24 protein-coding genes are annotated in these 26396 nt (G+C 66.4%); 7 read left to right on the top strand and 17 right to left on the bottom strand.

Going from position 1 to position 26396, the window contains the following annotated elements; all coding sequences use genetic code 11:
* Window positions 1-129: 129 nt before the first annotated feature.
* Window positions 130-1554 (bottom strand): glycoside hydrolase family 30 protein, encoded by a 1425-nt coding sequence (locus tag NX780_RS17490; protein WP_258829162.1) that lies wholly within the window; start codon window positions 1552-1554, stop codon window positions 130-132.
* Window positions 1555-1730: 176 nt separating this feature from the next.
* Between NX780_RS17490 and budC the strand changes: the two genes are divergently transcribed.
* Window positions 1731-2492 carry a meso-2,3-butanediol dehydrogenase gene (gene budC / locus NX780_RS17495; RefSeq protein WP_258829163.1) on the top strand — a complete coding sequence of 254 codons (762 nt, stop codon included), beginning with the start codon at window positions 1731-1733 and terminating at the stop codon, window positions 2490-2492.
* Window positions 2493-2595: 103 nt separating this feature from the next.
* On the top strand, window positions 2596-3495 hold the full coding sequence (locus NX780_RS17500; RefSeq protein WP_258829164.1) for a LysR family transcriptional regulator: 900 nt from the start codon (window positions 2596-2598) through the stop codon (window positions 3493-3495).
* 13 nt (window positions 3496-3508) lie between these two features.
* On the opposite strand, the gene NX780_RS17505 is transcribed toward NX780_RS17500, so the two are convergent.
* The 4 genes from NX780_RS17505 to NX780_RS17520 form a co-directional block, all read right to left on the bottom strand.
* The gene (locus tag NX780_RS17505) at window positions 3509-3988 is read right to left on the bottom strand and encodes a nuclear transport factor 2 family protein (protein ID WP_258829165.1); all 480 of its coding nucleotides are present in this window, start codon (window positions 3986-3988) and stop codon (window positions 3509-3511) included.
* Between the two features lie 23 nt (window positions 3989-4011).
* Window positions 4012-4947 (bottom strand): PDR/VanB family oxidoreductase, encoded by a 936-nt coding sequence (locus tag NX780_RS17510; protein ID WP_258829166.1) that lies wholly within the window; start codon window positions 4945-4947, stop codon window positions 4012-4014.
* Between the two features lie 2 nt (window positions 4948-4949).
* Window positions 4950-5882, bottom strand: a complete 933-nt coding sequence (locus NX780_RS17515; RefSeq protein WP_258829167.1) for a pyridoxamine 5'-phosphate oxidase family protein — start codon at window positions 5880-5882, stop codon at window positions 4950-4952.
* Between the two features lie 206 nt (window positions 5883-6088).
* The gene (locus NX780_RS17520; protein WP_258829168.1) at window positions 6089-6625 is read right to left on the bottom strand and encodes a carboxymuconolactone decarboxylase family protein; all 537 of its coding nucleotides are present in this window, start codon (window positions 6623-6625) and stop codon (window positions 6089-6091) included.
* A gap of 289 nt (window positions 6626-6914) precedes the next feature.
* Here NX780_RS17520 and NX780_RS17525 point away from each other — a divergent pair, with 289 nt between their 5' ends.
* The 3 genes from NX780_RS17525 to NX780_RS17535 all read left to right on the top strand — a co-directional run bounded on the left by NX780_RS17525 (window position 6915) and on the right by NX780_RS17535 (window position 9426).
* On the top strand, window positions 6915-7853 hold the full coding sequence (locus NX780_RS17525) for an AraC family transcriptional regulator (RefSeq protein ID WP_258829169.1): 939 nt from the start codon (window positions 6915-6917) through the stop codon (window positions 7851-7853).
* Between the two features lie 32 nt (window positions 7854-7885).
* Window positions 7886-8959: an oxidoreductase gene (locus tag NX780_RS17530; protein ID WP_258829170.1), complete on the top strand. Its 1074-nt coding sequence runs from the start codon at window positions 7886-7888 to the stop codon at window positions 8957-8959.
* 95 nt (window positions 8960-9054) lie between these two features.
* A complete protein-coding gene (locus NX780_RS17535) occupies window positions 9055-9426 on the top strand; it encodes a DsrE family protein (RefSeq protein ID WP_258829171.1) in 372 nt (123 codons plus the stop codon).
* On the opposite strand, the gene NX780_RS17540 is transcribed toward NX780_RS17535, so the two are convergent.
* The gene (locus NX780_RS17540; protein ID WP_258829243.1) at window positions 9416-10330 is read right to left on the bottom strand and encodes a LysR family transcriptional regulator; all 915 of its coding nucleotides are present in this window, start codon (window positions 10328-10330) and stop codon (window positions 9416-9418) included. The genes NX780_RS17535 and NX780_RS17540 overlap by 11 nt on opposite strands.
* Window positions 10331-10461: 131 nt before the next feature.
* On the opposite strand from NX780_RS17540, the gene NX780_RS17545 reads away from it, so the two are divergent.
* Both NX780_RS17545 and NX780_RS17550 read left to right on the top strand, forming a co-directional pair.
* Window positions 10462-11208, top strand: coding sequence for a glucose 1-dehydrogenase (locus tag NX780_RS17545; protein ID WP_258829172.1), 747 nt, complete (start codon window positions 10462-10464; stop codon window positions 11206-11208).
* Between the two features lie 75 nt (window positions 11209-11283).
* The gene (locus NX780_RS17550; protein ID WP_258829173.1) at window positions 11284-12738 is read left to right on the top strand and encodes an MFS transporter; all 1455 of its coding nucleotides are present in this window, start codon (window positions 11284-11286) and stop codon (window positions 12736-12738) included.
* Here NX780_RS17550 and NX780_RS17555 read toward each other — a convergent pair.
* From NX780_RS17555 to NX780_RS17605, 11 genes are all read right to left on the bottom strand, one after another.
* Window positions 12713-13738 (bottom strand): glycoside hydrolase family 43 protein, encoded by a 1026-nt coding sequence (locus NX780_RS17555; protein WP_258829174.1) that lies wholly within the window; start codon window positions 13736-13738, stop codon window positions 12713-12715. The genes NX780_RS17550 and NX780_RS17555 overlap by 26 nt on opposite strands.
* Before the next feature lie 89 nt (window positions 13739-13827).
* Window positions 13828-14769 (bottom strand): LysR family transcriptional regulator, encoded by a 942-nt coding sequence (locus NX780_RS17560; protein ID WP_258829175.1) that lies wholly within the window; start codon window positions 14767-14769, stop codon window positions 13828-13830.
* Window positions 14770-14825: 56 nt separating this feature from the next.
* The gene (locus NX780_RS17565) at window positions 14826-15785 is read right to left on the bottom strand and encodes a glycoside hydrolase family 43 protein (protein ID WP_258829176.1); all 960 of its coding nucleotides are present in this window, start codon (window positions 15783-15785) and stop codon (window positions 14826-14828) included.
* Between the two features lie 20 nt (window positions 15786-15805).
* Window positions 15806-16771, bottom strand: a complete 966-nt coding sequence (gene yjfF / locus NX780_RS17570; protein ID WP_258829177.1) for a galactofuranose ABC transporter, permease protein YjfF — start codon at window positions 16769-16771, stop codon at window positions 15806-15808.
* Window positions 16768-17832 carry an ABC transporter permease gene (locus NX780_RS17575; protein ID WP_258829178.1) on the bottom strand — a complete coding sequence of 355 codons (1065 nt, stop codon included), beginning with the start codon at window positions 17830-17832 and terminating at the stop codon, window positions 16768-16770. The genes yjfF and NX780_RS17575 overlap by 4 nt, the downstream gene beginning before the upstream one ends.
* Window positions 17829-19352, bottom strand: coding sequence for a sugar ABC transporter ATP-binding protein (locus NX780_RS17580; protein WP_258829179.1), 1524 nt, complete (start codon window positions 19350-19352; stop codon window positions 17829-17831). The genes NX780_RS17575 and NX780_RS17580 overlap by 4 nt, the downstream gene beginning before the upstream one ends.
* Before the next feature lie 7 nt (window positions 19353-19359).
* Window positions 19360-20322 (bottom strand): ABC transporter substrate-binding protein, encoded by a 963-nt coding sequence (locus tag NX780_RS17585; RefSeq protein WP_258829180.1) that lies wholly within the window; start codon window positions 20320-20322, stop codon window positions 19360-19362.
* A gap of 110 nt (window positions 20323-20432) precedes the next feature.
* Window positions 20433-22778, bottom strand: coding sequence for a glycoside hydrolase family 127 protein (locus NX780_RS17590; RefSeq protein ID WP_258829181.1), 2346 nt, complete (start codon window positions 22776-22778; stop codon window positions 20433-20435).
* Complete coding sequence (locus NX780_RS17595) at window positions 22775-23791, bottom strand: arabinan endo-1,5-alpha-L-arabinosidase (RefSeq protein WP_258829182.1); 1017 nt, start codon at window positions 23789-23791, stop codon at window positions 22775-22777. Before NX780_RS17595 ends, NX780_RS17590 begins: the two co-directional genes overlap by 4 nt.
* A gap of 144 nt (window positions 23792-23935) precedes the next feature.
* Window positions 23936-25477 carry an alpha-N-arabinofuranosidase gene (locus NX780_RS17600; protein ID WP_370663625.1) on the bottom strand — a complete coding sequence of 514 codons (1542 nt, stop codon included), beginning with the start codon at window positions 25475-25477 and terminating at the stop codon, window positions 23936-23938.
* A 121-nt stretch (window positions 25478-25598) separates the two neighbouring features.
* A complete protein-coding gene (locus tag NX780_RS17605; protein ID WP_258829183.1) occupies window positions 25599-26366 on the bottom strand; it encodes an SDR family NAD(P)-dependent oxidoreductase in 768 nt (255 codons plus the stop codon).
* Window positions 26367-26396: the final 30 nt, after the last annotated feature.

Genomic DNA, 26396 nt, shown 5'->3' on the forward strand with positions numbered 1-26396 from the left:
ACCTGCCGGCGGGGATGGAAACGTTGCCAACCTGCTGGAAAATTTTTTGGAAACGTTGCCAACCTGCCGAGCTCATTATTGCGCCGCTGTGAATACGATGTCAATGCAATTCACACCGGCTGTCGCGTTTCAGGGTTTGCCGCCCCAGGCGAAAGTGGCGACGCTCATGCCCGGCAAGGTATAGCGGAAGCTCTGCCCTTTCATGCGGACCGAGAAGGTCTGTTCCTGTGGCGCGCCATTGGCCACGACGAGGGCGAGCGAGCCGTCGCGGTTGCGGAAGGCGACGTTCGACAGCTCCCCTGCTGCTTCGCTCGACTGGACCCGCTGCGCGCCCGGCAGCACGAAGCGGCTGGCGTGGGCAAGCGCGTAGTACTCCACGTTGCGCGTCACTTCGCCGGTGCGCGAATCGATGGTCACGACGCCGCGGCAGTCCTTGCAGCCGCCCAGGTGCGGGCCGTCCTTCTCGTCCAGCGCCAGGTTCCACAGCAGGACGCCGCGCGCCCAGCCGCGCGTGGTGTCGATGACGAGGGTGCGGGTGAAGAACATCAGGTTCTTGGCCCAGTCCATGGCCCAGCGTCCGCCCGAGCACTCCGTGAACCAGGTGTCCTTGTCCGGGAAACGCGCGTGCACCTGGGCCTGCACGGCCACATTGCCCGCATAGCAGTGCCAGGCGACCCCGCTGACATACCTGGCGGCGGCCGGATCGGCCAGCACGGCCGTCGGCGACTGGGGTTCGTCCCAGTTGTGGTCCCAGTCGAAGACCGTGGTGCCGGGGTGCTCGCGCGCCAGCAAGGGGCCGAGGTGGCCGCCGATGAAAGCGGCGCGGCTCGGCGGATCGACGCGCATGCCCGGGTAGTCGGCAGGCTCGAAGTGCGGCTCGTTCTGCAGCGTCAGCGCGAAGATCGGCACCCCCTCCTTCTGCATGGCGCCCACGTAGCGGCCCAGGTAGCGGGCGAAGGCGTCGTAGGCTTCCGGCTTGAGCGAGCCCTTGATCAGGCTGTCGCTGCTCTTCATCCAGCCCGGCGCGCTCCAGGGCGAAGCCATCACCTTCAGTTGCGGATTGATCGCCAGCGCCTGTTTCACGGTCGGCAGCACGGTAGCCCGGTGCGGGTCGATGGAGAAGCGTTTCAATTCCGGATCACGCTCGCCTGCCGGCATGTCGTCGAAGCTGTAATGGCTCTGCGAGAAATCCGAGGCGCCGATGGTCAGGCGGGTGAAGGACATGCCGAGGCCGGGATTGCGGCCGAACAGCTCGCGCATCAGCTTGTCGCGCTGCGCCGGCTTCATGCGCTGCTGGATGAGAAAGGCCGAGGCGTCGGTGATCGAGGCGCCGAAGCCTTGTATTTCCTGGAAGCGCTTGGCGGGATCGATGTCGATCACGGTGGCTGCCGGCGCGGCGCGGCTGAACTTCGCGTCAGGGGCGCGTGCCATCAGCTTGGCCTGGTCGCCGGTGGTCAGCCAGGCCTGCACGGCGCCGGCTGCTTCCCCGGCCATGGCATGGGAATGGATGGCGCCCAGCAGTACCGTCAACACGGCGCTGCGGAGCATCAGCATGGGTTTATACATTGTCGTGGGTCTCCTCTCATTGGAACGCAACCGAAATTGGAAACGTTGCCAAATCAATATAGCACGCTTGAGTAGACACGTGGAAATCAAAAAACCGCATTCGCGCGGCTGTGATAAGTTCGTTTCCACCTACCCGCTCACGTCACTTACAGGAGAGACGCAGGATGAATCGTTTCAGGGAAAAGACCGTACTTGTCACTGGCGCCGCTTCCGGCATCGGACTTGCCTGCGCCCGCCGCTTCCTCGACGAGGGTGCGCGCGTTGTCATGCTCGATATCGACGAAGCCACGCTTCGCAAGGCGGTCGCCGGGCTTGCCCAGGACCGTGTCCTGGTGCAGGTCGGCGATACGGCCGACAAGGCGACCGCCGTCGCCGCGGTCAAGGCGGCTGTCGACTCCTTCGGCAGGCTGGATATCCTCATTAACAATGCCGGCATGGCGACCGAAGGCGACATCATGCACACGAGCGAAGACGACTTCGCACGCGTCATGGCAGTCAACGTGGCCGGCTACTTCCACATGGCCAAGGCGGCGATGCCCGAACTCGTCAAGACGCGCGGCTCGATCGTGATGACCTCCTCGGTGTCGGGACTGGGCGGAGACTGGGAGCTGTTCGCCTACAACACCTCGAAGGGCGCCGTCAGCAATATGGTGCGCGCGATGGCGATGGATGCGGCGAAGGATGGCGTGCGGGTCAACGCGGTCAATCCGAGCTTCACGGTATCCCGGATGACCGAGGACATGGTGAGCGATCCCGAGCTGGTCGCCGAATTCAGGAAGCGGATGCCGCTCGGCGCGCCGGAAGATCCGGAAGGTGTCGCGGCGGCGATGGCCTTCCTGGCGAGCGAGGATGCGCGCCTCATCACCGGGGTGAACCTGCCGGTGGATAACGGACTGATGGCCTCCAACGGGCAGCCGCACCAGTAAAGCCATCCCGCCGCCAGGATTGCTGCTCTTTCCATTTTCCGAAATAATGCAGAGCGATGGAACCGGCGTGTGATGCTGGTGACGCTTTCGCATGGAGAAATGGGTGGACCAGGTTCATTTGATGAGCGTATTCGTCGCGGTCGGCGAAGAAGAGGGTTTTGCCGCGGCGGCGCGCCGTCTCGACCTGTCCCCGGCAGCGGTGACGCGCGCGATCGCCGCGCTGGAAGAAAAGCTCGGCGTCAAGCTGCTGCTGCGCACCACCCGCAACGTGCGCCTGACCGAGGCCGGCCGCCGCTACCTGGACGATAGCCGCAACATCCTGTCCAGCATCGCGGAAGCCAACGAGGCCGCGGCCGGCGTCAACTCGGCCCCGAAGGGCAATCTGTCGGTCACGGCTCCGGTCCTGTTCGGCAAGACCTTCGTGATGCCCGGCATCGTGCGCTACCTGAAAGCGTACCCGGAGGTCGAGGTCTCGGCGCTGTTCCTCGACCGCGTCGTCAACCTGGTGGAGGAAGGCATCGACGTGGCGGTGCGCATCGGCCACCTGCCCGACTCCAGCCTGAAGGCCGTGCGGGTGGGCCAGGTGCGGCGCGTGCTGTGCGCCTCGCCCGAATACCTGGCCAGGCACGGCGTGCCGCGGCATCCGGACGAGCTGCTGCGCCACACCATCGTCGCGGCGAGCGGCGTCACGCCCCGGGTCGAGTGGAAGTTCGGGGCGGACGACGACCCCACCATGGTGCGCCTGCGGCCGCGACTGACGGTCACCAGCAACGACGCCGCCATCGCGGCCGCCGTCATGGGCCTTGGCATCTGCCGGCTGCTGTCTTACCAGATCGCGGACGAGCTGGCGGCGGGCCGCCTGAAGATCGTGCTGGCCGATCACGAGGAGGCGCCGTGGCCGGTGCACCTGGTGCACCGCGAGAGCAAATTCGGCTCGTCCAAGGTGCGCAATTTCATCGACCTGCTTGCCGGGGAACTCAAGGCCCACCCCCACCTCGACTGAGGCCCGCCATCGTTCACAGCCCGAGATCGGACAGGCCCGGATGGTCGTCCGGGCGGCGGCCGAGCGGCCAGCGGAACTTGCGCTCCTCTTCCTTGATCGGCATATCGTTGATGCATGCGTAACGGTTGACCATCAGGCCGTCCGGTCCGAACTCCCAGTTCTCGTTGCCGTAGGAACGGTACCAGTTGCCCGAGTCGTCGCGGCTCTCGTAGGCGTAGCGCACGGCGATGCGGTTGTCGGTGAAGGCCCACAGCTCCTTGATCAGGCGGTACTCGAGCTCCTTCTTCCATTTGCGTTCGAGGAAGGCGCGCGCTTCGTCGCGGCCATTGCAGAACTCGGCGCGGTTGCGCCAGTGGGTGTCGAGGCTGTAGGCCAGCGCCACCCTGGCGGCATCGCGGGTGTTCCAGCCGTCTTCGGCCAGGCGCACTTTCTCGATGGCGGATGCACGGGTGAAGGGTGGGAGCGGAGGACGGACTTCGGCGCTTGACGTCATGGGATACCTCTTTCAGTGGTGGCTTACAAATCGAGTTCGAGTTCGGGCGTGGCGGCCCAGGACACGCACGGGGTCATCCCCTGCGCGCGCTGGGCGGGCGTGAGGCAGACGTCGCGGTGCAGGGGCGCGCCGGAGACCACGCCGGCGTAGCAGTTGCCGCATTCGCCGCGCTTGCACTCATAGGAGACGAACACGTCGGCATCGATCATGGCGTCCAGGATCGAGGCGCCGGGCGCGACGTCGAGGGTCATGCCGCTCTGGAGCAGGTGCACGCGCAGCGGCCTGTCCTGGGCCTGGGCGCGCGCGCCGAAGCTTTCGAAGCGGATGTGCCGCTGCGGCCAGCCCTGCGCCGTGGCGGCGGCGCGGATCGCTTCCAGCAGCGCCACCGGGCCGCAGGCATGCAGCTCGCAGCCTTCCCGCCAGGGGCCGACCAGGGCTTGCAGGTCGGGACGGCCGTCCACGCCGGTGGCGTAGGTGCGTACGCGCCCTGCGCCGAGCGCCTGCCAGTCCCCGGCCAGCACCAGGCGCTCGCGGTCGTGCGCCAGGTAATGCAATGCATAGTCGGCGCCGGCGGCGTCCAGCGCGCGCGCCATCGGCAGGATCGGCGTGATGCCGATGCCGCCGGCGATCAGCACGGTGCGGACGGCGCCCGGGTGCAGCCTGAAGCTGTCGCGCGGCGCGCCGACCTCCAGCTCCATGCCCGGCGCGAACTCGTCGTGCAGCACGCGTGAACCGCCACGGCCGCGCTCCTCGCGCTGCACCGCGATGCGCAGCCTGCCGTCCACCTCGCCCACCACGGAGTAGGCGTTGGCGTGGCCGGCGCCGCTGCGCGCTTCGAAGCGCAGCTCCACGTGGGCGCCGGGCTGCCAGGGCGGCAGCGCGGCGCCGCCGAGCGGGGCGAGGCGGAATTCCTTCACGGCCGGGCCGTGCGGGATGATGGCGTCGATCAGGTAGCGCATGGTCATGCCTCCGCGGTGGCCGGATTGAAGGGCGATGCATCGAGGTATTCCCACTCGAGCCGGCGCGGGGTGCGGCGCAGCAGCCAGCGCTCGACCTCGATCTCCCAGAAGCGCCCGGTGCCGCCGGTGAGGCCAAGCGGATCGTCCTGGCCGTGCAGGATGCGCGCCCGGCCGCTGATCTGCAGCAGCCGCTGCCCGTCGAAATCGGGAATGCACAGGCCGACGCGCGGATCCAGCACCAGGTTGCCGAAGGTGTTGAACAGGCTGTTGCCGGCGTAATCCGGCATGCGCAGCAGGCCGTCCCCGGGCACCTGGACGAAGCCGGGATTGCCGCCGCGGTGCGAGGCGTCGGCCCCGGTCCGCGGGTGGTTGCTGGCCACGAACAGGGTGTCGGCGCGGCGCACGATGTCGCGCACCTCGCCGTCCAGCGTCCTGCCCTCGCCCAGCAGGGCCGGCAGCGTGGCGCCGTCCATGCCGCGCAGCTGGCGGCGCTGGATGTACTTGGGGCAGTTCGGATAGGCTTCGCGCACCGCCACCTCGAAGCCCCCGGCGTCCAGGCGCGTCAGGTCGCCGTTGATGCGGTAGCGGCGGCGCGATCCCAGTTCGATGAACAGCATGCCGAGCGCCGGGTTGGCGGCGACGTTGGTCCAGAACGGGTCGAGCGGGTCGCGCCGCTCCTCCGGCACGTCGATCGCGATCGCGGCGGCGCTGTCGGCGTGGATGAAGCCGGATTCGCCGAACAGCAGCGTGGCCCAGGGCGCGCCGGCGGCGTCGACGCTGGCCAGCACCGCCATCGACTGCTTCTGCAGGAAGGGCCGGGCGCCGCCGAGAATGGTGTTCGCGATGACCGTGCCGTTGCGCTCGGCGATGGCGACCTCGCCGGCGGATTGTTGCACGCTGCGTTCGCCTTCGTGGTAGACCGATGTCGTCGTCATGCCGCCCTCTCCCGTGTGCCGGCCGGCCTGCGGGCCTTGCCTGGTTGTCGTGAGATGCATTCTGTCGAATCGGACGGCCCTGTGGAATGATGCAGGCCGCAATTCATTATTTCGCACGAAGGAACGCCGGCCGGTCCGTCTGCAGCAGGGCGCCGGGCTTCCCGCCGCGCTCCAGCGCGGCGGGGTCGTCGAGATCGATGCGGATTTCAGTTCGCCGCCGGGAAGTCGACGATGGTGTCGTTGACCCGGTTCAGCAGGTTGGTGAAGGTGATGCTGGCCACCGCCAGTAACGTGTCGACCACCTGCGCATCGCTGTAGCCGGCCGCCTTGACCTCGTCCAGCACCGCGGCCGGGACCGTGCCCACCGTGCGTACCAGGCGCCGCGCGAAGGCCGCGAGGGCGTCGATGGCGGCGTCGCCGGTCGGGCTGGCGGTGCGGATGGCGCGGATCGCCTCGACACTCAGGCCGGCGTGCTTGCCCATCAGCGAGTGGGCGGCCAGGCAGTAGTCGCATTCGGCGACGGCGCTGACGGCCAGCTTGACGACTTCGATCTGCTTCTGCGACAGGCTGCCCTTGCGCAGGGCGCCGTCGAGGTTCAGCGCCGCTTCGAGGGCGACCGTGCTGTTCGAGCCGATCGTGACGTAGGCGTTCGGGACCATGCCGATCGAGGATTTGATGGCGCCGAACAGTTGGGCGGCGTGGCCGGTGGCCTGGTCGATCCGGACGGTATGCAGACGGGACATGATGGTTTCCTTTCAGTGTTTGTCGTTGGCTGCCAGCCTTTTTGTTCGCTGGCATGGAAACCAGTGTAGGACTGGCGACCTGGAAGATGAATGCCCGAAACACGCCGAAAACTGCTCGATCGTCTCACCCTCACACGCATCGCTGACCGATGCGTAGTGAAGTCACCCGAAGCCCGGGATGGGCATGATGTCGCACGCCCTGCTTCCCATTTAGAATGGTCGTCTCTGCCGTGTACCGCGCTGTCGACAGCGCCCGGGCCATGGCAATCCCATTTTCATCTTCATGCACATGGATACGCTGAGCCGCCTGCTTTCCCTGTTTTCGCTGCATACCTCGCTGGACATCCGCTGCAGCCTGGCCGCTCCCTGGGTCCTGGAGGAAGCCGCCGCGGCGCCCGGCTCGGCGCCCTATCACCTGATCATCGACGGCGCCGCCTCGGTCGACCTGCCGGACGGGGAGCGCCTCGAGCTTTCAACCGGCGACATCATCGTCTTTCCCCACGGCGGCGCACATCGCCTGCATGCCGGGCCGCCCGCGCAGGCAAGCACGCCGCACGATGTTCCCGGCCCGGACCTGGTCCGCTGGAAAGCGAACGAGGGCGACGGCCCCTTGACCGGCATCCTGTGCGGGCGCTTCGTGTTCGACGACAACGCACGGCGCGTGCTGCAGCGCGCCTTGCCGCCGGTGATCGTGGTGCGCACCGCGAACCGGCCGGACTTCTCCGGCCTGCATGCGCTCATGATGATGCTGCGAAGCGAAACGGACCAGGCGCGCCCCGGTTCGTCCACCGTCGTCTCGCACCTGTCCTCCGCGCTGTTCGCACTCCTGATGAGGGCGTGGCTCGACGACAATGCGGTCATGCCCGGACTGCTGGCACTGCTGGCCGACCGGCGCCTCGGCGCGGCGATGCAGCGCATGCTGCAGTCTCCGGGCCGGCCCTGGCTGGTCGAGGATCTCGCGGCGGCATGCTTCATGTCGCGCGCCACCTTCGCGCGCGTGTTCCGCCAGGTGGCGGGGCAGACGCCCGCCGCGGTGCTGACCGAACTGCGCATGGCGCAGGCGGCGATCGCGCTGGCACGCGACACGGTGTCCATCGGCGAGATCGCCGAAACCGTCGGCTACCAGTCGGAAGCGGCCTTCCACCGGGTCTTCAAGCGCAGTCATGGCATCGGGCCCGGCGAATACCGCCGCAAAGGCGCGTCCGCATGGTCGGGCAAGTCCACGTAGAATCCCTCGACGACTCACTCGCAGGAGCAGGCATGCAACAATACTCGGTAGGACTCATCGGCTTCGGCCTGGGCGGCTCCATCTTTCACGCACCGATGATCGCCGCCGTTCCCGGCCTGCGGCTGGCGCGGATCGCCAGCCGCAGCGCGCAGGCCGAGGCGCTCGGCGCCTATCCCGGCGTGCGGCTGGACGACACGCCGCAAGCCATGCTGGACGACCCCGCCATTGCGCTGGTCGTCGTGTGCACGCCGAATGCGAGCCACCACGCCCTGGCCAAGGCCGCGCTGCAGGCCGGCAAGCACGTGGTGGTGGACAAGCCCTTCGTGCTGTCTTGCGCCGAAGGCGAAGAACTGCTCGCACTGGCGCGCCAGCGGGGCCTGCGGCTCAGCGTCTACCAGAACCGCCGTTGGGACGGCGATTTCCTCACCCTGCGCCGCACGGTGGAATCGGGCGAGCTGGGCGCGATCCATACCTTCCGCGCCCACTTCGACCGCTATGCGCCGCAGGTGAAGGCGCGCTGGAAGGAAGAAGCGCAGCCGGGCGCCGGCGTGCTGTGGGACCTCGGTCCGCACCTGATCGACCAGGCGCTGCAGCTGTTCGGCGTGCCGCGCTCGGTCACGGCCCACCTCGCGGTCCAGCGCCAGGGCGCCCGGGTCGAAGACGCCTTCGAATTGGTCCTGGACCACGGCGCCACCACATCCGTACTGCATGCCGGTGCGCTGGTGCGTGCCCCCGGTCCGCGCTACCAGGTGCATGGAGCGCACGGCAGCTTCGTCAAGTACGGCATCGACCCTCAGGAAAACGCACTGAAACTGGGCCAGCGGCCGGGCGACCCCGGCTTCGGCCACGATGCGCCGGCCGACTGGGCGACCGTCACGCCGGCTATTGGTGCGCCCCGGACCGTCGAGACCCTCCCGGGCGACTACCTGGCCTTCTATCGCGGCATGTACGAGGCGATCGCCCATGACGCGCAGGTGCCCGTGCTGCCGGAAGATGCGCTCGACGTGGTGCGGGTGATCGAACTGGCGCTGCGCAGCGGGGACGAAAGGCGGACTGTCGATGTCGATCCGGCCCCGACTATTTCAGCTGGCGAAATAATGTATTGAAAGCTGCATGGTTTTTCTCCCCAGGCGGCATGCCTAGAATGGATTCATCCGCTGCGCGAAGCGACGGACCAAACAAATCCACAAGGAGAACAAGCATGAAAGCAGCCATTATCATCCTGTCCGACCCGAAAGCCGGCGAAGAAGCCCTGGGCCGCATGTTCAACGGCCTGGCCGCCGCCTACGACTTCAAGCAGCAGGACGTCGAAGTCGGCATCTACTTCCAGGGCACCGGCACCCGCTGGCCGGGGGTGCTGGCCAACGCCGCGCATCCGATCCATGCGCTGTACAAGGCGGTCGAAGACCGCGTGGTGGGCGTGTCCTGCGGCTGCGCCGACGTGTTCGGGGCGCGCGAGGAAGTGGAAAAGGCGGGCTTCGACCTGATCACCGACAACAGCGTGCCGGGCACCTCGGGCCTGCCCAGCATCGCCCGCATCGCCGCCGACGGCTACAGCGTCTTCACTTTTTGATCACGGAGCCTGCCGGCCGGGCGCCCGAGAACCTGGGCGAGCCCGTCTTGAACGGCTGCGACAGCATCGTATCGGCGATGTCGAGCATCGCGCGCAGGCGGTCCATATGTCGCAGGTCGTGGTGATATCCCACCCAGATATCCCGCCCCGGAGGCTGGTCCGGCATGTCGATGCGTTGCAATCCGGAGGTCGCGTCACCCAATGGCCTCGGCAGTACTGCAATGCCCATGCCGCGCAGGCACATTTGGGCCTGGACGGCCCGGCTGGTGCTCGTGAAGACACGGCGCGACGACGGGAACCTGTCGAGCAGCCAGGCCACATCCGGGAAGTGGGACTGCGCCGTATTCATGAGGATCAGCCCGACGGACGCCGGATCGTCTTCCATCGCCCGCGCGCTCTCGGCTGAACCATACAGGCCATAGGAAATGCTCATCAGCCGGCGCTGGACGATGTCCGGTTCGGTGAAAGGCACGAGGCGAAAGGCCACGTCGGCCTCGCGGCGCGCCAGGTTGAGCAGCCGGTAGCTTCCGATCACCTCCGGCACGACGGCCGGATGGCGGCGCGCCAGTTCAGCCAGGACGGGCGCAAGAACATAGCCGGCAAACCATTCTGCAGATGAGATGCGCAGGATGCCTTCCAGGCGTTCGTGGTTACCCGCCAGACGCCTTTCCATGGCGAGCGCGGAATTCTCCATGGATTCCGCCAGGGCCAGCACGGTGTCGCCGGCATCCGTCAGCACCAGGCCCTCCCTGGTCCTGCGAAACAGCGCCTGCTCTGCCTCGTCTTCCAGCGCCTTGATGCGGCGCCCCACCGTCGGGTGGCTCACACCGAGGGTACGCGCAGCCTCGCCGTACGATCCGCCGCGCACCACGGCCAGGAATATCCGGACGTCGCTCCACTCCATCATTCCCCCGTTCAAAAATGTTCACCAAATGTACATGCATGTCAGTTCCTAAACAAGATTGTACGGCGCACCATGGCGTCTTTCGTCGTGCCGGCAAATCTTGCGCCGGCCCTTACCTGGAGTTTGAAAACATGAACAAGTTAAAAGACAAAGTCGCGATCGTCACGGGCGCTTCCAAAGGGATCGGCGCGGGCATTGCCCGCCAGCTCGCCGCCGACGGCGCCAGGGTGGTCGTCAACTATGCCGCGAACCAGCATGCCGCGGACCGGGTGGTCGCCGACATCGAAGCCGCCGGCGGGGTTGCCATGGCGGTGGGCGCGGACATCACCCGCAGGACGGAAGTCGAAGCGCTGGTCCATGCGGCCATCCGCGCCTTCGGGCGCCTGGACATCGTGGTCAACAACGCCGGCATCTACCAGTTCGCCAGGATCGAAGAGACGACCGAAGAACGCTATCGCCAGCAGTTCGACATCAACGTCCTCGGCCCGCTGCTGGTCGCCGGCGTCGCCGCTGCGCACCTGGGAAAGGGCGCCAGCATCATCAACATCGGTTCCAACGTCACGCGTGTCTTCCCGGCCGAGAGCGCCATCTATACCGGCAGCAAGGGCGCGATCGACGCCATCACCGGCGTGCTCGCGCGCGAGCTCGGCCCGCGCGGCATCCGGGTCAATGCCGTGAATCCCGGCCTGATCGACACCGAAGGCACCCAGGCCGCCGGGGTGATCGGTTCCGACTTCCATGCCTGGTACGAACAGCAGTCGCCGCTGGGCCGCATCGGCCAGGTGCAGGACATCGCGCCGATCGTCTCCTACCTGGCATCGGATGACGCCAGGTGGGTGACGGGCGAGATCATCCTGGGTTCGGGAGGCATGCGCTAGCAGGCCGCACGCCTTCCCGGCTGAAGTGAATTTTTCTCTACTCAGGAAGCAATCGATTACCGAGGCAAGCCCGTCATGTCATCACATCATCCCACTCCCGAGCCGCGCCGCTGGGCGATGTTCATCGTCCTGCTGGCCGGATCCTTCCTGCCGCCGCTCGACTTCTTCATCGTCAACGTCGCGCTCCCGTCGATCCGGGCCGAACTGGGCGCCTCGTCCTCGGCCGGACAGCTGGTGATTTCCTCCTATGCCGCGCTGTATGCGGTGACCCTGATCACCGGCGGGCGCATGGGCGACCTGTACGGGCGCGGGCGCATGTTCTTCATCGGGCTGGCCGGCTTCACCGCGGCGTCGTTGCTGTGCGGCCTGGCGTGGTCGCCGTGGAGCCTGGTCGCCGGCCGCGCCCTGCAGGGGGTGACGGCGGCGATCATGGCGCCGCAGGCGCTGGCCTCGGTCCAGGCCATCTTCCCGGAAGCCGAGAAGCCGCGCGCGCTCAGCCTGTACGGCGCAGTGTTCGGGCTTGCCGCCGTGATCGGGCAGGCGCTGGGCGGCATCCTCATCGCGCTCGACCTGTTCGGCATGGGCTGGCGCATGGTCTTCCTGGCCAACCTGCCGGTGGCCGTGCTGGTCACGGCATTCGGGGTTCCGCTCCTGAAAAACGTGGGCGAACGGCGCAGCGGCCGGCTGGACCTGGGCGGCACGGCGTTGTCGATGCTCGCGCTCGCCCTCTTGATCGTGCCCCTGATCGAAGGCCGCGAAGCCGGCTGGCCGCTCTGGTGCTGGCTGTCGCTGGCGGCGGCGCCGGTGGCGGCATGGGTGTTCTGGCGCCACGAGCACCGGCTTGCCCGCGCCGGCGGCGCGCCGCTGCTGGACCCGGCGGCGCTGCGCGCGCCGGGCCTTGGCCGGGCCCTCCTGGTCGCGCTGTCCTTCTATTCGATCGGCTCCTTCTTCCTGCTGTTCTCGGTCTACCTGCAGGACGCGCTGCACACGAGCGCCCTGGACGCCGGCCTGGTCTTCCTGCCCTTCGGCCTGGGTTTCCTGCTGGGACCACTCGTCACGCCGGCCTGCAGGCGCCTGCTCGGCGACTGGGTCAATCCGACCGGCATGGCGCTGGAGAGCGCCGGACTGCTCGGCCTGGCCTGGCTGGTCGATGCCGGTCCGGCCGGCCTGGCGCCGCAGTCGGCGCCGCTGGCCGCCGTGCTGTTCGCCATCGGCTTCGGGCAGGGACTCGGATTGCCGACGCTGATGCGCATGATCACGGGCCGTGTCTCCCCTGCCCTGTCGGGAATGATCGCCGGCGTTGCGAGCTCCACCCTGCAGGTGAGCACCGCGCTCAGCGTGGCCGTGATCGGCGGCGTGTTCTACGGCGTCCTCGGCGCACGCGACGATCCGGCGGCGCTCGCCCATGCCTTCACCGTCGCCGCCCTGTGCATCGCCGGCTGCCTGGCCGCCGGCGCCGTCCTGGGCGCCACGCTGGCCGGGCGCGCCGGCGCCGCGCAGCGTGTCAGCGCCCCTGCCGGCCCCGGTTGACGCCCGCCACCGGCTGCCCGAAGTCGGGCGTCCCATCCGCCCGCCAGGTGATCACCTGTGCCCGCGTATGGCGGTTCGGATCATGCAGCGGATCCCCCTTGATGTCGCGGTAGCCGCGGGCGTGGTACACCAGGATGTCCGTCTTGCCATCGGGGCTGGTGGTGAACGCATTGTGGCCCGGACCATACTGACCGGTCGCGGCGCTGCTCTGGAACACGGGCAGCGGCGACTTGGTCCATGCGGCCGGATCGGTCAGGTCGGCGGAGGCCGCCGCGCTCAGCATGCCGAGGCAGTAGCTGGCATCGGTGGCGCTCGCCGAATAGGTCAGGAACACCCGGCCGTGCCGGACCAGGGCCGCGGGAGCCTCGTTGACGTGCTGTCCTTCCTTCTCCCAGGGATATTCGGGCGTGGTCAGCATGGTGGCCGGGCCCGTGATCGAGAGCGGCGAGTCCATGCGGGCAATGTACACCGCCGTCATGTGGCGCGTGGCCGTCGGCGGACGCTGGGTCCATGCCAGGTAGCGCTGTCCATTCACCGCGACGGTGGTCGCGTCCAGCGCGAACGACTCCCAGCCCGTCTTCAGCTGTCCCCGTTCGATCCACTGCCCTTCTAGCGGATTGGCCGCTGCATTCTCGAGCACGTAGAGGCGGATGTCGAACGGCGCGTCGGCGCGACCGGCCGTGAAATACAGATACCATTTGCCGTCGATGTGATGCAGTTCCGGCGCCCAGATATGGCTGCTCATCGGTCCGCTGGCGTGTTTGCGCCAGACCACCTTCGCCTCGGCCTTGCCCAGGACGTTCAGGTCGCGGGTGCGGCGCAGCTCGATGCGGTCGTATTCGGGAACGGTGGCCGTGTAGTAGTAATAGCCGTCCGCGTGCAGGGTGACGTGCGGATCGGCGCGCTGCAGCACGAGCGGATTGGCGAAGCCGGGGGCGGCCGAAGCGGGCAAGGCCAGGGCAAGCGCCAGGGCAAGGATGAACCGGAAAACTCTCGTCATGTGCGGGTCCGTGGATAGCATGGATTGCCCATGATACGGCGCCACGCCGGCACCGAACCAATCACTTTTTTGGCGCGAACGATACCGCTTCAGTAGATCTCGGAAGCCGCCAGCCTCACCTGCTTGAGCAGCAGCTCGGCGCCCGGCGACAGCAGGTGCTCCTGTTGGCGGATGATGCCGAAGGCATCCATCGTACAGGGCAGTTCGATCGGCAGGACGCGCATCACGTTCAGCGACGCATAGTACTGCGCCACCTCCAGCGGCATCACGTGCAGCGAGTCGGTCTGCTGCAGCAGTGTCGTGATGAGCAGCAGCGCCGTGGTGTCGACCACGTTCGCGGGCGGCTGCAGGCCGGCGCGGCGGAACATCATGTCGAAGCGGTGGCGCAGGATGCTGCCGGGCGGCGGCAAAATCCACGGCCGGTCGACGATGTCCTCCAGGCGCAGGTCCTTCGCCTCGAGCAGCGCATGGCCGGGGCGCACCACGGCGCAGGCGGGTTCCTCGGTCAGCTCCTCGTACACCAGGCCGCTCGAATCTTCCTTTTCCAGGATGCGGCCGATCATGAAGTCGAGCGTGCCGCGCTGCAGCTTGTCGAGCAGGACGTTGCTGGGCTCCAGGTGCACGCCGATGCGCAGCAGCGGCGCCTGCTCCTTGATGCGCGCGATCGCACGCGGCAGCAGCGCCATCGCGGGCGACATGATGACGCCCACCTCGACCTGCCCGGACAGGCCGGCCTTGAGCGCCACCAGGTCGTCGTGCGCCAGTGCGAGGCTGGTGAGCGCCATGCGCGCATGGCGGATCATGGTCTCGCCGTAGATGGTCGGCTCCATCCCGCGCGGCAGGCGCTCGAACAGGCGCACGTCCAGCATCTCTTCCAGATCCTTGATCTGCTTGGACGCCGCCGGCTGCGTCATGTGGAGTTCCTCGGCCGCGCGGTGGATGTTGCGGTAGTCGTCCAGCGCGATCAGGAGGAGCAGCTGGCGCGTCTTGAGGCGCGCCTTCAGGAACCAGTTCGGGTTTGTTGTATCCATCAGAAAATAATATCAGTATCGATATCACTTCGATAGAAAAAACTGTTCAGCAGCTATCACTTGCAGCCCGGTGACGGGTTGGCGGCCGGCCCTTCAGCCGTTTGCGCGACCGGCAGGATCTTCCCGTCCGGGGCATAACGCAGTTCCTCGACCGCCACGGAGCGGCGGTATTCGCCACCGGTCGGCAGCTTGCCGTTATGGTAGAAGATGTAGGACTTGCCATTGAACTCGACGATGGCCTGGTGGATCGTGTTCACGTTGCTGTTCTTCTCCATGATCACCCCGCCCCACGACCAGGGGCCGGTGGCCGTCGGGCCGCTCATCACCACGGTCTCTTCGGGGAATTTGTGCGAGTACGAGAGGTAGTAGGTTCCCTTGTGCTTGTGCAGGTAGGCCGCCTCGACGAAGTTGTCCAGGCCCACGGTATGGATCGGACCGTCGATCTCGATCATGTTGGGCTTGAGCTTCGCGTATTTCATAACCGTGTTGCCCCAGTAGAGATAGGCCTGGCCGTCGTCGTCGATGAAGACGGCCGGATCGATGTCGTCCCAGGGAATCGGGCTTTCCTTCGTCATGTCGTTGGTGACCAGCGCGGTGCCGCGCGCGTCGACGAAAGGCCCGGTCGGGCTGCTTGATACGGCCACGCCGATCGCCTTGCTCTTGAGGGTGGCGTGGTCCACGGTCGAATAGAAGTAGTACTTGCCGTTGCGCTTGACGATGTCGGATGCCCAGGCGTCGCGGCCTGCCCACTTGAAGGTGCTGTAGCGCAGCGGCGAGCCGTGGTCGACCCACTTCTTCATGTCGCAGCTGGAGTACACGCGCCACTCGTTCATCACGTATTCCTTGCCGCCGACCGGCGCCTCGTCCTTGCCGACGTAGACGTAGACGCGGCCCTTGTCGACCAGCGCAGCCGGGTCGGCCGTGAAGATGTCCTTCACGATGGGGTTGGAAGCCAGGGCCATGGGCGCAGCCAATGCAGCGGCCAGTCCGGCCACGAGTGCGGACATCTTGTTCATCACGTCTCCTTGTTTATTTATCAGTTTTGCTTCTGGCGGAAGCCCATCAGGCGCTGCACCACGCAGAACACGAACAGCAGCGCGCCGATCACGATCTTGGTCCACCACGAACTCAGGGTGCCGTCGAAGGCGATCAGGGTCTGGATGGTGCCGAGCACCAGCACGCCCGACAGCGCACCCAGTACATACCCATAGCCGCCGGTGAGCAGGGTGCCGCCGATGACCACCGCCGCGATGGCATCCAGTTCGGTGCCCTGCGCATGCAGCCCATACCCCGACAGCATGTAGAACGAGAACAGCAAGCCGCCCAGCGCCGCGCAGAAGCCGCTGAAGGCATAAACCAGCACTTTGGTGCGTCCCACGGCCAGGCCCATCATCGCGGCCGACTGCTCGTTGCCGCCGATGGCGTAGACCGCGCGCCCGAAGGACGAGTAATGCGCCATCCACACGGCCAGGACCAGCATGCCGATCGCGACCAGGGCGCCAGGGGACAGGAAACCGCCGAGGAAGGGCAGCTGGGTCTGCGACATCGCGACGAACAGCGGATCCTCGATGGTGATCGACTCGATGCTGATCAGGTAGCACAGGCCACGCGCCAGGAACATGCCGGCCAGCGTGACGATGAAGGGCTGCAGGCGGAACAAATGGATGATGGCGCCCATGCAGCCCCCGAAAGCCGCGCCCCCCAGCAGCACCACCGCGATCACGGCAAGCGGCGGCCACTGCGCCACCTGCAGCAGCCAGGCCGCCACCATGGTCGACAGCGCCAGCACCGCGCCCACCGAAAGGTCGATGCCGCCGGAGAGAATCACGACGCCCATGCCGATGGCGAGCACCAGGAGGAAGGCGTTGTCGATCAGGAGATTGAGCATCACCTGCAGCGACAGGAAGCCGTCGTAGGCCTGGCCGCCGGCCAGCAGCATGGCCACCAGCAGGACCACGGTGGCCGCCGAGGTGAACCAGGGAGCATTGGTGACATGCTTCATGCCGCCCTCCTCTTTCCCAGGCTCTTGAACTGGTCGGACTGCGAGATGCAGACCAGGAACACCACGACCGACTTGACGACCATATTGACCTCGGGCGGGACGCCCAGCGAATAGATGGTATAGGTGAGCGTCTGGATGATCAGCGCCCCGATGATGCTGCCCACCAGCGAGAACTTGCCGCCCGCGAGCGAGGTGCCGCCCAGCGTCACCGCCAGGATGGCGTCCAGCTCCAGCAGCAGGCCGGCGTTGTTGGCATCGGCGCTCTTCACGTTCGAGCTGATCATCAATCCCGCCATGCCCGCGCAGGCCGCACTGAACACGTAGACGAAGACGATCAGGGCCGCGGTGCGGATGCCGCTCAGTCTCGCCGCCACGGGGTTGATGCCGACCGCCTGGATGAACAGGCCGAGCGCCGTGTGGCGCAGCAGCAGGCTGGTCACGGCGAACACCGCCACCACCACGAACAGCGCGAAGGGCAAGCCGAGGAGATAGCCGCTGCCCAGGAAGAAGAAGGGCTGGTAGTAGACGGTGACGATCTGGCCGTCGGTGAGCAGCTGGGCCAGGCCGCGTCCGGCCACCATCAGGATCAGGGTGGCGACGATCGGCTGCAGGCCCAGGCCGGCGACGAGCGCCCCGTTCCATAGGCCGCACAGCAGGGCCGCCCCCATGGCTGCCAGCAGCGCCAGCCCCATCGGCGTCTGCGCCACGTACTCGGGCACGCCGTTGTTGATCACCATGGTGCCGCCGATGAGCATGGAGGCCACCGTCCCGGACAGGGCCACCACGGCGCCCACCGAGATGTCGATGCCCCGCGTGGCAATGACGAGGGTCATGCCGATCGCCGCCAGCATCAGCGGGGCGGCGCGGTTGACGATGTCGACCAGGCTGCCGTACAGGTGGCCGTCCTTGATCTCCAGGCGGAAGAAGCCGGGAATCAGGAGAAAGTCGATCAGGAGCAGCAGGGCCAGCGCAGCAAGGGGACGGAACAGCGGATGCTGGAAGACCGACGGCCTGGCCGGCCTGGCCTTCTCAAGCACCGCTTCCTTGACGGCGGCGTTCATGCGCAGCCCTCCCCGGCAATCACGTGCAGCACGGTGCTGTCGTCCAGCTCACCGCGGCCGTACTCGCCACAGGCCTTGCGGTCGCGCATGACGACGATGCGGTCGCTCACGCGCAGCACCTCGGGCAGCTCGGACGAGATGAACAGAATCGACATGCCCTTGCGGCACAGGGTGGTAACGTAATCCATGATTTCCTGCTTGGCGCGCACGTCGATGCCGCGCGTCGGTTCGTCGAGGATCATCAGCTTCGGCTCGGTAGCCAGCCAGCGCGCCAGCAAGACCTTTTGCTGGTTGCCGCCGGACAGCGTGCCGATCGGCGTCTCGATGCTCGCCGTCTTGATCCCCAGTTGTTTGACATAGTGGGCCGCGAGCTCCTGCTGGCGCCGCATCGGGATCGCGCGCAGCAGTCCCTGGCGCGCCTGCAGCGCCAGGATCAGGTTCTCGCGCACGGACAGGGCCAGGATCGCCCCTTCGTGCTTGCGGTCTTCCGAACAGAAGCCGATGCCCTCTTGAATAGCGTCGCGCGGCGTGGAGAACACGTGGCTGCGGCCGTCGATCTCGATGGCGCCGCTGTCGGCCTTGTCCGCTCCGAACAGCAGGCGCGCCGTCTCGGTGCGGCCGGAACCGAGCAGGCCGGCAAGGCCGAGCAGCTCGCCCTTGCGGATCTCGAGGTCGATCGGGTTCAGCACGCCCTTGCGCGCCAGTGCCTTTGTGCGCAGGAAGGTGTCAAGGTGCGTTCCTGCTTCGGCACAGGCGCTGCCGGCTTCCTCTTGCGCTTCGGCCGGCGCCCCGATCATCTTGTTGACCAGGGCCAGGCGCGACAGCTCGCTGCACAGGTACTCGCCTTCGCGCTCGCCGTTGCGCATCACGGTGATGCGGTCCGAGATCGCATAGGTCTGGTCGAGGAAGTGGGTGACGAACAGGATCGCCATGCCCTGTTCGCGCAGGCCGCGCAGCACCGAGAACAGCAGCTGGACTTCATTCTCGTCCAGGCTGGAGGTGGGCTCGTCGAGGATCAGGACCTTGCTCGAGATGTTCAGCGCGCGCGCGATCGCCACCATCTGCTGGATCGCCAGCGGATAGCTTGCCAAAGGCTTGGCGACGTCGACGTCGATCTGCAGGCGCTTCAGCAGTTCAGCGGCCTGGCGGCGCATGCCACGCCAGTCGATCATGCCAAAGCGGCGCGGATAGCGTCCAATGAAGATGTTCTCGGCGACGGACAGGTTCGGGCACAGGTTCACCTCCTGGTAGACCGTGCTGATGCCGAGTTCCTGGGCGTCCTGGGTGGAAGTAGGCGCGATCGCGCGGCCATCGAGATGGATGCTGCCGCGCTCGGGCTGGTAGACGCCGGTGAGGACCTTGATGAGGGTCGACTTGCCGGCGCCGTTCTGGCCCATCAGCGTGTGGACTTCGCCGGGGAACAGGCGCAGGCCCGCATCCGACAGCGCCTTCACGCCCGGGAATTGCTTGTGGATGCCGGTCACTTCCAGGACCGGCGCCACGGTGGTCGAGGCGAGCATGGCCGCCTCAGTATTTACGGTTCGGGAATTCCTTGGCCGCGACTTCAGCTGGGAACACACCCTCGTTCACGGTAATACGCTTCGGCACCGGCTTGCCCGCCTTGACCATCTGGGCGGTCTGGATCAGCTGCGGCCCGAGCAGCGGGTTGCACTCCACGGTGACGTTGAGCTTACCCTGCAACATGGCCTCGAACGCCCCGCGCACGCCATCGATCGACACCACCAGGATGTCCTTGCCCGGCTTCAGGCCCGCTTCCTCGATGGCCTGGATCGCGCCGATGGCCATGTCGTCGTTGTGCGCGTAGAGCACGGTGATGTTCTTGCCTTCGGATTTCAGGAAGGCTTCCATCACCTCCTTGCCCTTGGCGCGGGTGAAGTCGCCGGTCTGGGAGCGGATGATCTTCAGCTTCGGGTTGTCCTTGATGACCTCGAGGAAGCCCGCCTTGCGGTCGATCGCCGGCGCCGAGCCGACGGTGCCCTGCAGCTCGACGATGTTGTAGCTGCGGTTCGGGTTCTTCTTCTGGTGCTCGACAAGCCAGCGCGCGGCGCGGCGGCCCTCTTCCACGAAGTCCGAGCCGATGAAGCTCACGTACAGCGAGGGATCGCTGACCTTGACCGAGCGGTCGGTCAGGATGACCGGGATCTTGGCGGCCTTGGCTTCGCGCAGCACGGTGTCCCAGCCGGATTCGACGACCGGCGAAAAGGCGATCACGTCGACGCGCTGGGCGATGAAGGAGCGGATGGCCTTGACCTGGTTCTCCTGGCGCTGCTGGGCGTCGGCGAACTTCAGGTTGACGCCGGCCGCCTTGGCGGCGTTCTTGATCGAGGTGGTGTTGGCGGTGCGCCATTCGCTTTCGGCGCCGACCTGGGAGAAGCCGATGGTGAGGGGTTTGGCGGCGTGGGCAGGCATCGCGACAGCGATTGCACAGGCCGCGACGCTACCCAGGAGGGTTCTGCGAGTGATGGTCATTACCTTGTCTCCGGTATTGTTGTAACGCAATCGTAAGACAAAGTGCGATGCTGATCCAATCATATTTATGTCTGATCGGATATCTAATTCGATATCGCTCTCGTCACACCTTAGCGCAGCAAGCGTAATCCGTACAGTCCGCCGGCTGTCGAGCCTGGCTTGGCCACAAAGCGGACCGACAGCGCTTGCGGCTTTGCCTGCACGATGGAATCCGGCATCGGGTAGTCGACGGTATAGAACTCTGCGTTGCCGTCGCCCGCGAGCGCGACCTCCGCCACCAGCACGCCGTTGACCTCGATATCGAAGCGCCGCCCGGCGTCAGCCTTGGCGAATGTCAGCCGCAGCAGCTTCGCCTCCCCTTTCGGATCCTTCAGCTCGTAGCTGAACCACTTGCTGGCATGACGCCAGTGCCGCCCGCCATTCACCCCGGCCTCGGTACCCTCGCCCTTGAAGAAGTGATCCGACTCCGGCTGCTGCTCGCCCGGCGCCACCTGGTCGATGGTGCGGGCGTCCAGCGCCAGCCGGTCCGCTTCCCGCGCCGTGTTCTCAGCCCGCATGCGCTCGAAATTCGCTGGCGTCGCATGCTGCCAGTACATCGTGTAGCGCGATTCGTGCAGGCGAAAGAAGGGAATGAACTCGGTCGCGCTGCCTGCAGCGCCATGGACCAGCCCCCGCGCCGTGAAGGTCAGCGGCTTGCCCTTGACCGGCTTGAAGCGGCGCAGGAACGCAAGCGAATCGCTGACCAGCATCGGCGCGGCCTCCAGCGGACACACCGGCCCGCCCGCGATATGGCCCATGCGCGACTCGTCGGCAAGGAAGTTCAGCTGCTCGTCGCCGAACAGGCGCGTCTTCGCCGCCAGCACGATCGGGCCGTGCAGCACGGCGTAGTAGTTCGACTTGTCCGGCATCTGTTCCAGGCGCGTGGTCATCGGCAACTGCACGTCGACCCGGTCGCCCTTCTTCCACGCGCGCGCCACGCTCACGTAGCCGCCCGGCGCCGCGTCGGGCTTGACCGCCCTGCCGTTGACCTTCACGACCATCTTGCCCGCCGCGACCCAGGCCGGATAGCGGATCTTCATGGTGAACTCCCCCGGCGCATCGACGGTCAGCCGCGTGCTGCTCTCGTCCGGGAAGCGCGTCGACTGGGTAATCCGTACGCCTTTCTCGCGCCAGTGCAGCGTCGAGGGAATGAACAGGTTCACGAACAGCGCATCGCCCTCGTACGCGTAGATGAACTCTCCATACTTGGCGTGACTCTCGATGCCCGAGCCGACGCAGCACCACATGCCCTTGTCCACCTGAGAGTAGACGCGATAGTGGTTCGGCCGCATCGGCGTGAAGTAGACGAAGCCGCCGCCCGGGCGTTGCGAGGACAGGATGTGGTTGTACAGCGCGCGCTCGTAGTAGTCGCCGTAGCCGCCCTTCTGCTCCGTCTGGAACAGCATGCCCGTGAGCTTGAGCATGTTGTAGGTGTTGCAGGTCTCCGGCCCCTCGACCTCGCCGATCATCGCGCCGAAGTCCTGGGTGTCGTGGAAGTGCTCCTTGACGCTGTTGCCGCCGATTGCCACGGAGCGGCGGTCGACCACGGTCTGCCAAAAGAACTCCGCGGCTTTGCCCAGGTCCTGCCGCCCGGTCATGTCGGCGATGCGCTTGAAGCCGATCACCTTCGGAATCTGGGTATTGGCGTGCAGGCCGGTCAACTTGTCCTGCCCCTGCGCCAGCGGCTGCAGCACTGCCTGGTGCGAGAAGCGCAGCGCCAGGTCGAGGTATTTGCGCTCGCCCGTGATCTCCGCCACGTCGGCGAAGATCTCGTTCATGCCGCCATGCTCGGCGCGCAGCATCTGCTGCATCTGCTCCTCGCTCAAGTGGGCGCTCAGCCGCAGCGCCCAGTCGGACAGCGCGACCAGCATCGCGCGCGCGTCACGGTTGCCGGCATAGCGGTGCGCGTCGCGCAGGCCCGCATAGACCTTGTGCAGGTTGTACCAGGGGACCCACTTGCCGTTGACCGAGAAGTTGTCGGCCTCCAGCTTGCCGGCCGCGATGTCGCGCCAGGCCTGACGGCCGCCGGGAATGCCGCCCAGGTAGCCGTCGCCGTTCGCCTCCTGCGCGCGCTTGAGCTCCGCCACGAAGTAGTTCAGGCGGCGCAGTACTTCCGCGTCGCCGGTCGCGGCATGCATCAACGCCAGCGCGGACAGGTAGTGGCCGCCCATGTGCCCGTCCAGCCCCGTCGACTCCCAGTTGCCGTAGCCCGGCTGGCGCGTCGCCAGGCCGGCTTCGCGCAGGAATGGCGCCAGCAGCCGGTCCGGCTCCATCGCCATCATGTAGTTCAGGTCGGTGGTCTGGGCGTCGAGGAAGGGGCCGGGTGTCAAGCGCACGTCGGCCAGGGGGAAGAGCTCGGCCGCCTGCGCCCAGGCCGACGTCAGGAGCATCGCAAGTGCGGCGAGCCGGGGCTTCATGGCAGTCGGACGCTCTGGTAACGGTTGAGATCAGCCTGGTCGAGAACTGGCCAGCCCTCGCCATCCCACTTCATCTCCAGCACCTTCAGCTTCTGCTTGTAGCGGTCGGCGCTCTCGTAGGCGTGCAGCACCATGACATCCTTGCCCTCGAAGGTGTAGGCGCTGTTGTGGCCGAGGCCCTTCCAATCGCGGTCGCCCTGGATGACGATCGAGCCGCCGCCCTTGGCCATGTCCACGCCTCGGCGGTCGAGGTAGGGACCCGTCACGGACTTCGCGCGGCCAACCACTACCTTGTAGGTGCTGTCCTTGCCCTTGCAGCACAGGTCCCAGGATGCGAACAGGTAGTACCAACCGTTCTTCCTGAAGATGAAGGGGGCTTCGATATGTCCGGAGCCTGGTTCGATGTCGGCTTCGAAGGCCGAACGGTCGCGGCGCGCGATGGTGTGCCATTCCTGCGGTTCGGCCAGCCTGGTGCGGCTGGCGTCGAGCTTGACGAGCTTCAGTCCGGACCAGAAGGAGCCGAAGGACATCCATGGGGTGCCCTGTTCGTCGTCGATCACGTGCGAGTCGATCGCGTTCCACAGGTCGCGGCCGGGGATCGACTGCAGGACCATGCCCTGGTCTTCCCATTTGTAGTTCGGCGCGCGCGGGTCGAGCGTGGTGTTGGTGGTCACGCCGATGCCGGAGGTGTTCTTGCCGAAGCCGGACACCGAGTAGTACAGGTAGTATTTTCCCTTGTGGTGGTAGATGTCCGGCGCCCAGATGTGGTCGTTGAAGGTGGGCGCCGCTTGCCTAGCCCAGGTGGGTTCGCCGGCGAATACGCGGCCCTCGGGCTTCCAGGAACTCATGTCGCTCGAGCTGTAGAAGGTGATGCCGGGGCCGGTGCTGAAGAGGTAGTACTTGTTGCCCTCCTTGGCCATCACGGGGTCGTGGACTTCGACCTGGGCGGCGAAGGCGGGCAGCGCCGCGGCGAGGGCCAGTACACAGGCGCAGAAGCGGGAGAATAGAGACATTGTGGACTCCTGAATAGTCGAGGTCCGTAGGGTGGACGGGTTCTCCCGTCCACGCGTTCAACCACAGTATGCGGGCCCAAAATCTGGCGCGTGGCCCGACGCGTGATTTGAACGCGCGGACGGCGGAGCCGTCCACCCTACGTATTACGATTCGACTGCGACGACGACCACCGACTTGGCCGGCACCTTCAAGGTCAGCTTGCCGTTCACCGCCTTCGCGCTGTACGGCGCCGGCTTGATGGCCTGCGGCTTGTCGAAGGTGTTGTGCGCATCCATCGCCTCGGCGGTCAGCACCTGCCCCGTCGCGCTCGATGCGGCCTGGCCCTTCAGGTCGATGCTGACGTCGCTGGGCTGGCGCGGGTTGGTGTTCACCAGGGCCACGTAGATCTTGCCGTCCTTGCCACGCGCGCTCGAGGCGCTGATGCCTGGGATGCTCTTGTTGTCCACCGAGTAGGCGACGTCGTTGTTCACCGCCGTCGGCAGCGACGTCGCATCCTGGAACGGGATGTACATCTTGTAGGTGTGGTAGGTCGGGGTCAAGAGCATCTTCTCCTTGTCGGTGATGATCATCGCCTGCAGCACGTTGACCATCTGCGCGATCATCGTCATGCGCACGCGCTCGGCGTGGGCATGGAAGATGTTGAAGTTCAGCGCCGCCACGACCGCGTCGCGCAGGGTGTTACGCTGGAACAGGAAGCCCGGATTGGTGCCCGGTTCGACGTCGTACCAGGTGCCCCACTCGTCCACATAGAAGCCGAGCTTCTTCTCCGGGTCGTTCTTGTCGAGGATGGCGACGTTGCGGCGGATGTGGCCATCCATGCGCAGGGTCTGCTGCATGGTCGAGAACCATTCGTTTTCCGCGAAGCCGGTGGCGGCGCCCTTTTTTTCCCAGACGCCGGTCGGCAGCGTGTAGAAGTGGAAGCTGATGCCGTCGGTGCCCCTGGCGGCCTCGCGGCTCAATACCTCGGTCCAGCGGGTGTCGTCGTCGTTGCCGCCGCTGGCGATCATCTTCGGACGCGCGTTCGGCGGGGTCTTGAGGAAGGTGGCGTAGTGGTTGTACAGGTTGGCGTAGTACTCCGGCTTCATGTTGCCGCCGCAGCCCCAGGCTTCGTTGCCGATGCCGAAGAAGGCCACCTTGTACGGCTCCTTGCGGCCGTTCTTGCGGCGCTGCTCGGCCAGGGTCGACTTGGTGTCCGACGTCATGTACTCGAGCCACTCGGCCATCTCCTGCGGCGTGCCGGAGCCGAGGTTGCCGTTGACGTAGGCTTCGGTGCCGAGGATCTCGACCAGGTCGAAGAACTCGTGGGTGCCGACGGCGTTGTCCTCGGCCACGCCGCCCCAGTGGGTGTTGACCTTCACCGGGCGCTTGTTGCGCGGGCCGATGCCGTCGCGCCAGTGGTACTCGTCGGCGAAGCAGCCGCCCGGCCAGCGCACCAGCGGCACCTTCAGCTCCTTCAGCGCGCCGACCACGTCATTGCGCCAGCCGCGGGTGTTCGGGATCTTCGAATCCGGGCCGACCCACAGCCCCTCGTAGATGCCGGTGCCGAGGTGCTCGGCGAACTGGCCGTACACGTTCTTGTTGATGACCGGGCCCGGTTTGGTGGCGTCGATGCTGACGTTCACCTGGGCGAAGGCCGGTGCGGCCAGGATGGCCAGGGCAAGGATGGTGGGTTGCAATGCTTTCACTGTGGAGTCTCCTGTTATTGTGGCGGTATGCGTGAAAGTGCCTGTCGCACCGGCCGGCGCCGGGGTGACGGAACAAGGGAAATGGGTGGTGCCTCGGCCGGCGGCGTCCAGCCGCTGCCGCTCAGGTCCAGCCTGCGTCGACGACGAAGTCCTGCGCCGTGCACATCCTGCTGTCGTCGGCGCCGAGGAAGAGCACCATGGCGGCGATATCGTCCGGCATCAGCTTGCCGGGCAGGCACTGGGCCTTCTTGATTTCGAGCTCGGCAGCCTCGTCGACCCACAGGTCGATCTGGCGCTGGGTCATGACCCAGCCGGGGGTGACCGTGTTGACGCGCACGCCGAAGGGGCCGAGGTCGCGCGCCAGGCTGCGCGTGAGCCCAATGACCGCCGCCTTGGTGGTGGCATAGACCGGATAGCCGGCGCCCTTGGCGTGCCAGGACATGGAAGAGAAATTGATGATGGAGCCACCGCCCATCTTCTTCATGCCTGGCAGGACTGCCTGCGCGGTGAAGAACATGGGACGCTGGTTGATGGCGATGCGCTCGTTCCAGTAGTCGAGCGTGACCTTTTCGATATCGTGGCGCTGGTCGTTGGCCGCATTGTTGACGAGCACCTCGAAGTCGCCCAGCTGTTCGGCCAGTTCCGCCATCGTGCGCTGCAGCGCGGGGATGTCGGTGATGTCGCAGTAGCGGAACACCGGTGCGCGGTGACCAGCAGCCGCAAGGTTCGCACACAGGGCTTCGCTGGCTTCCTTCGCAATGTCGACGAAGGCCACCACCGCGCCCTGCTCCACGAAGGCCTTCACGATCGCTTCGCCGATGCCGGTGCCGCCGCCCGTCACGAATACCCGCCTGCCCTGCAGGCTGGGGTAGCTTGCCAACTTCTTCATGCTTGTCTCCATCCGTTCTTATTGTGATGC

This window comes from Massilia agri (assembly GCF_024753255.1).
Classification (GTDB): Bacteria; Pseudomonadota; Gammaproteobacteria; order Burkholderiales; family Burkholderiaceae_D; genus Telluria; species Telluria agri.

Excerpts from the sequence above, each read along its gene's own strand:
- NX780_RS17490 (WP_258829162.1), bottom strand. The coding sequence starts at position 1,554 with ATGCTGATGCTCCGCAGCGCCGTGTTGACGGTACTGCTGGGCGCCATC.
- budC (WP_258829163.1), top strand. The coding sequence starts at position 1,731 with ATGAATCGTTTCAGGGAAAAGACCGTACTTGTCACTGGCGCCGCTTCC.
- NX780_RS17505 (WP_258829165.1), bottom strand. The coding sequence starts at position 3,988 with ATGACGTCAAGCGCCGAAGTCCGTCCTCCGCTCCCACCCTTCACCCGT.
- NX780_RS17510 (WP_258829166.1), bottom strand. The coding sequence starts at position 4,947 with ATGCGCTACCTGATCGACGCCATCATCCCGCACGGCCCGGCCGTGAAG.
- NX780_RS17515 (WP_258829167.1), bottom strand. The coding sequence starts at position 5,882 with ATGACGACGACATCGGTCTACCACGAAGGCGAACGCAGCGTGCAACAA.
- NX780_RS17520 (WP_258829168.1), bottom strand. The coding sequence starts at position 6,625 with ATGTCCCGTCTGCATACCGTCCGGATCGACCAGGCCACCGGCCACGCC.
- NX780_RS17525 (WP_258829169.1), top strand. The coding sequence starts at position 6,915 with ATGGATACGCTGAGCCGCCTGCTTTCCCTGTTTTCGCTGCATACCTCG.
- NX780_RS17530 (WP_258829170.1), top strand. The coding sequence starts at position 7,886 with ATGCAACAATACTCGGTAGGACTCATCGGCTTCGGCCTGGGCGGCTCC.
- NX780_RS17535 (WP_258829171.1), top strand. The coding sequence starts at position 9,055 with ATGAAAGCAGCCATTATCATCCTGTCCGACCCGAAAGCCGGCGAAGAA.
- NX780_RS17540 (WP_258829243.1), bottom strand. The coding sequence starts at position 10,330 with ATGGAGTGGAGCGACGTCCGGATATTCCTGGCCGTGGTGCGCGGCGGA.
- NX780_RS17545 (WP_258829172.1), top strand. The coding sequence starts at position 10,462 with ATGAACAAGTTAAAAGACAAAGTCGCGATCGTCACGGGCGCTTCCAAA.
- NX780_RS17550 (WP_258829173.1), top strand. The coding sequence starts at position 11,284 with ATGTCATCACATCATCCCACTCCCGAGCCGCGCCGCTGGGCGATGTTC.
- NX780_RS17555 (WP_258829174.1), bottom strand. The coding sequence starts at position 13,738 with ATGACGAGAGTTTTCCGGTTCATCCTTGCCCTGGCGCTTGCCCTGGCC.
- NX780_RS17560 (WP_258829175.1), bottom strand. The coding sequence starts at position 14,769 with ATGGATACAACAAACCCGAACTGGTTCCTGAAGGCGCGCCTCAAGACG.
- NX780_RS17565 (WP_258829176.1), bottom strand. The coding sequence starts at position 15,785 with ATGAACAAGATGTCCGCACTCGTGGCCGGACTGGCCGCTGCATTGGCT.
- yjfF (WP_258829177.1), bottom strand. The coding sequence starts at position 16,771 with ATGAAGCATGTCACCAATGCTCCCTGGTTCACCTCGGCGGCCACCGTG.
- NX780_RS17575 (WP_258829178.1), bottom strand. The coding sequence starts at position 17,832 with ATGAACGCCGCCGTCAAGGAAGCGGTGCTTGAGAAGGCCAGGCCGGCC.
- NX780_RS17580 (WP_258829179.1), bottom strand. The coding sequence starts at position 19,352 with ATGCTCGCCTCGACCACCGTGGCGCCGGTCCTGGAAGTGACCGGCATC.
- NX780_RS17585 (WP_258829180.1), bottom strand. The coding sequence starts at position 20,322 with ATGACCATCACTCGCAGAACCCTCCTGGGTAGCGTCGCGGCCTGTGCA.
- NX780_RS17590 (WP_258829181.1), bottom strand. The coding sequence starts at position 22,778 with ATGAAGCCCCGGCTCGCCGCACTTGCGATGCTCCTGACGTCGGCCTGG.
- NX780_RS17595 (WP_258829182.1), bottom strand. The coding sequence starts at position 23,791 with ATGTCTCTATTCTCCCGCTTCTGCGCCTGTGTACTGGCCCTCGCCGCG.
- NX780_RS17605 (WP_258829183.1), bottom strand. The coding sequence starts at position 26,366 with ATGAAGAAGTTGGCAAGCTACCCCAGCCTGCAGGGCAGGCGGGTATTC.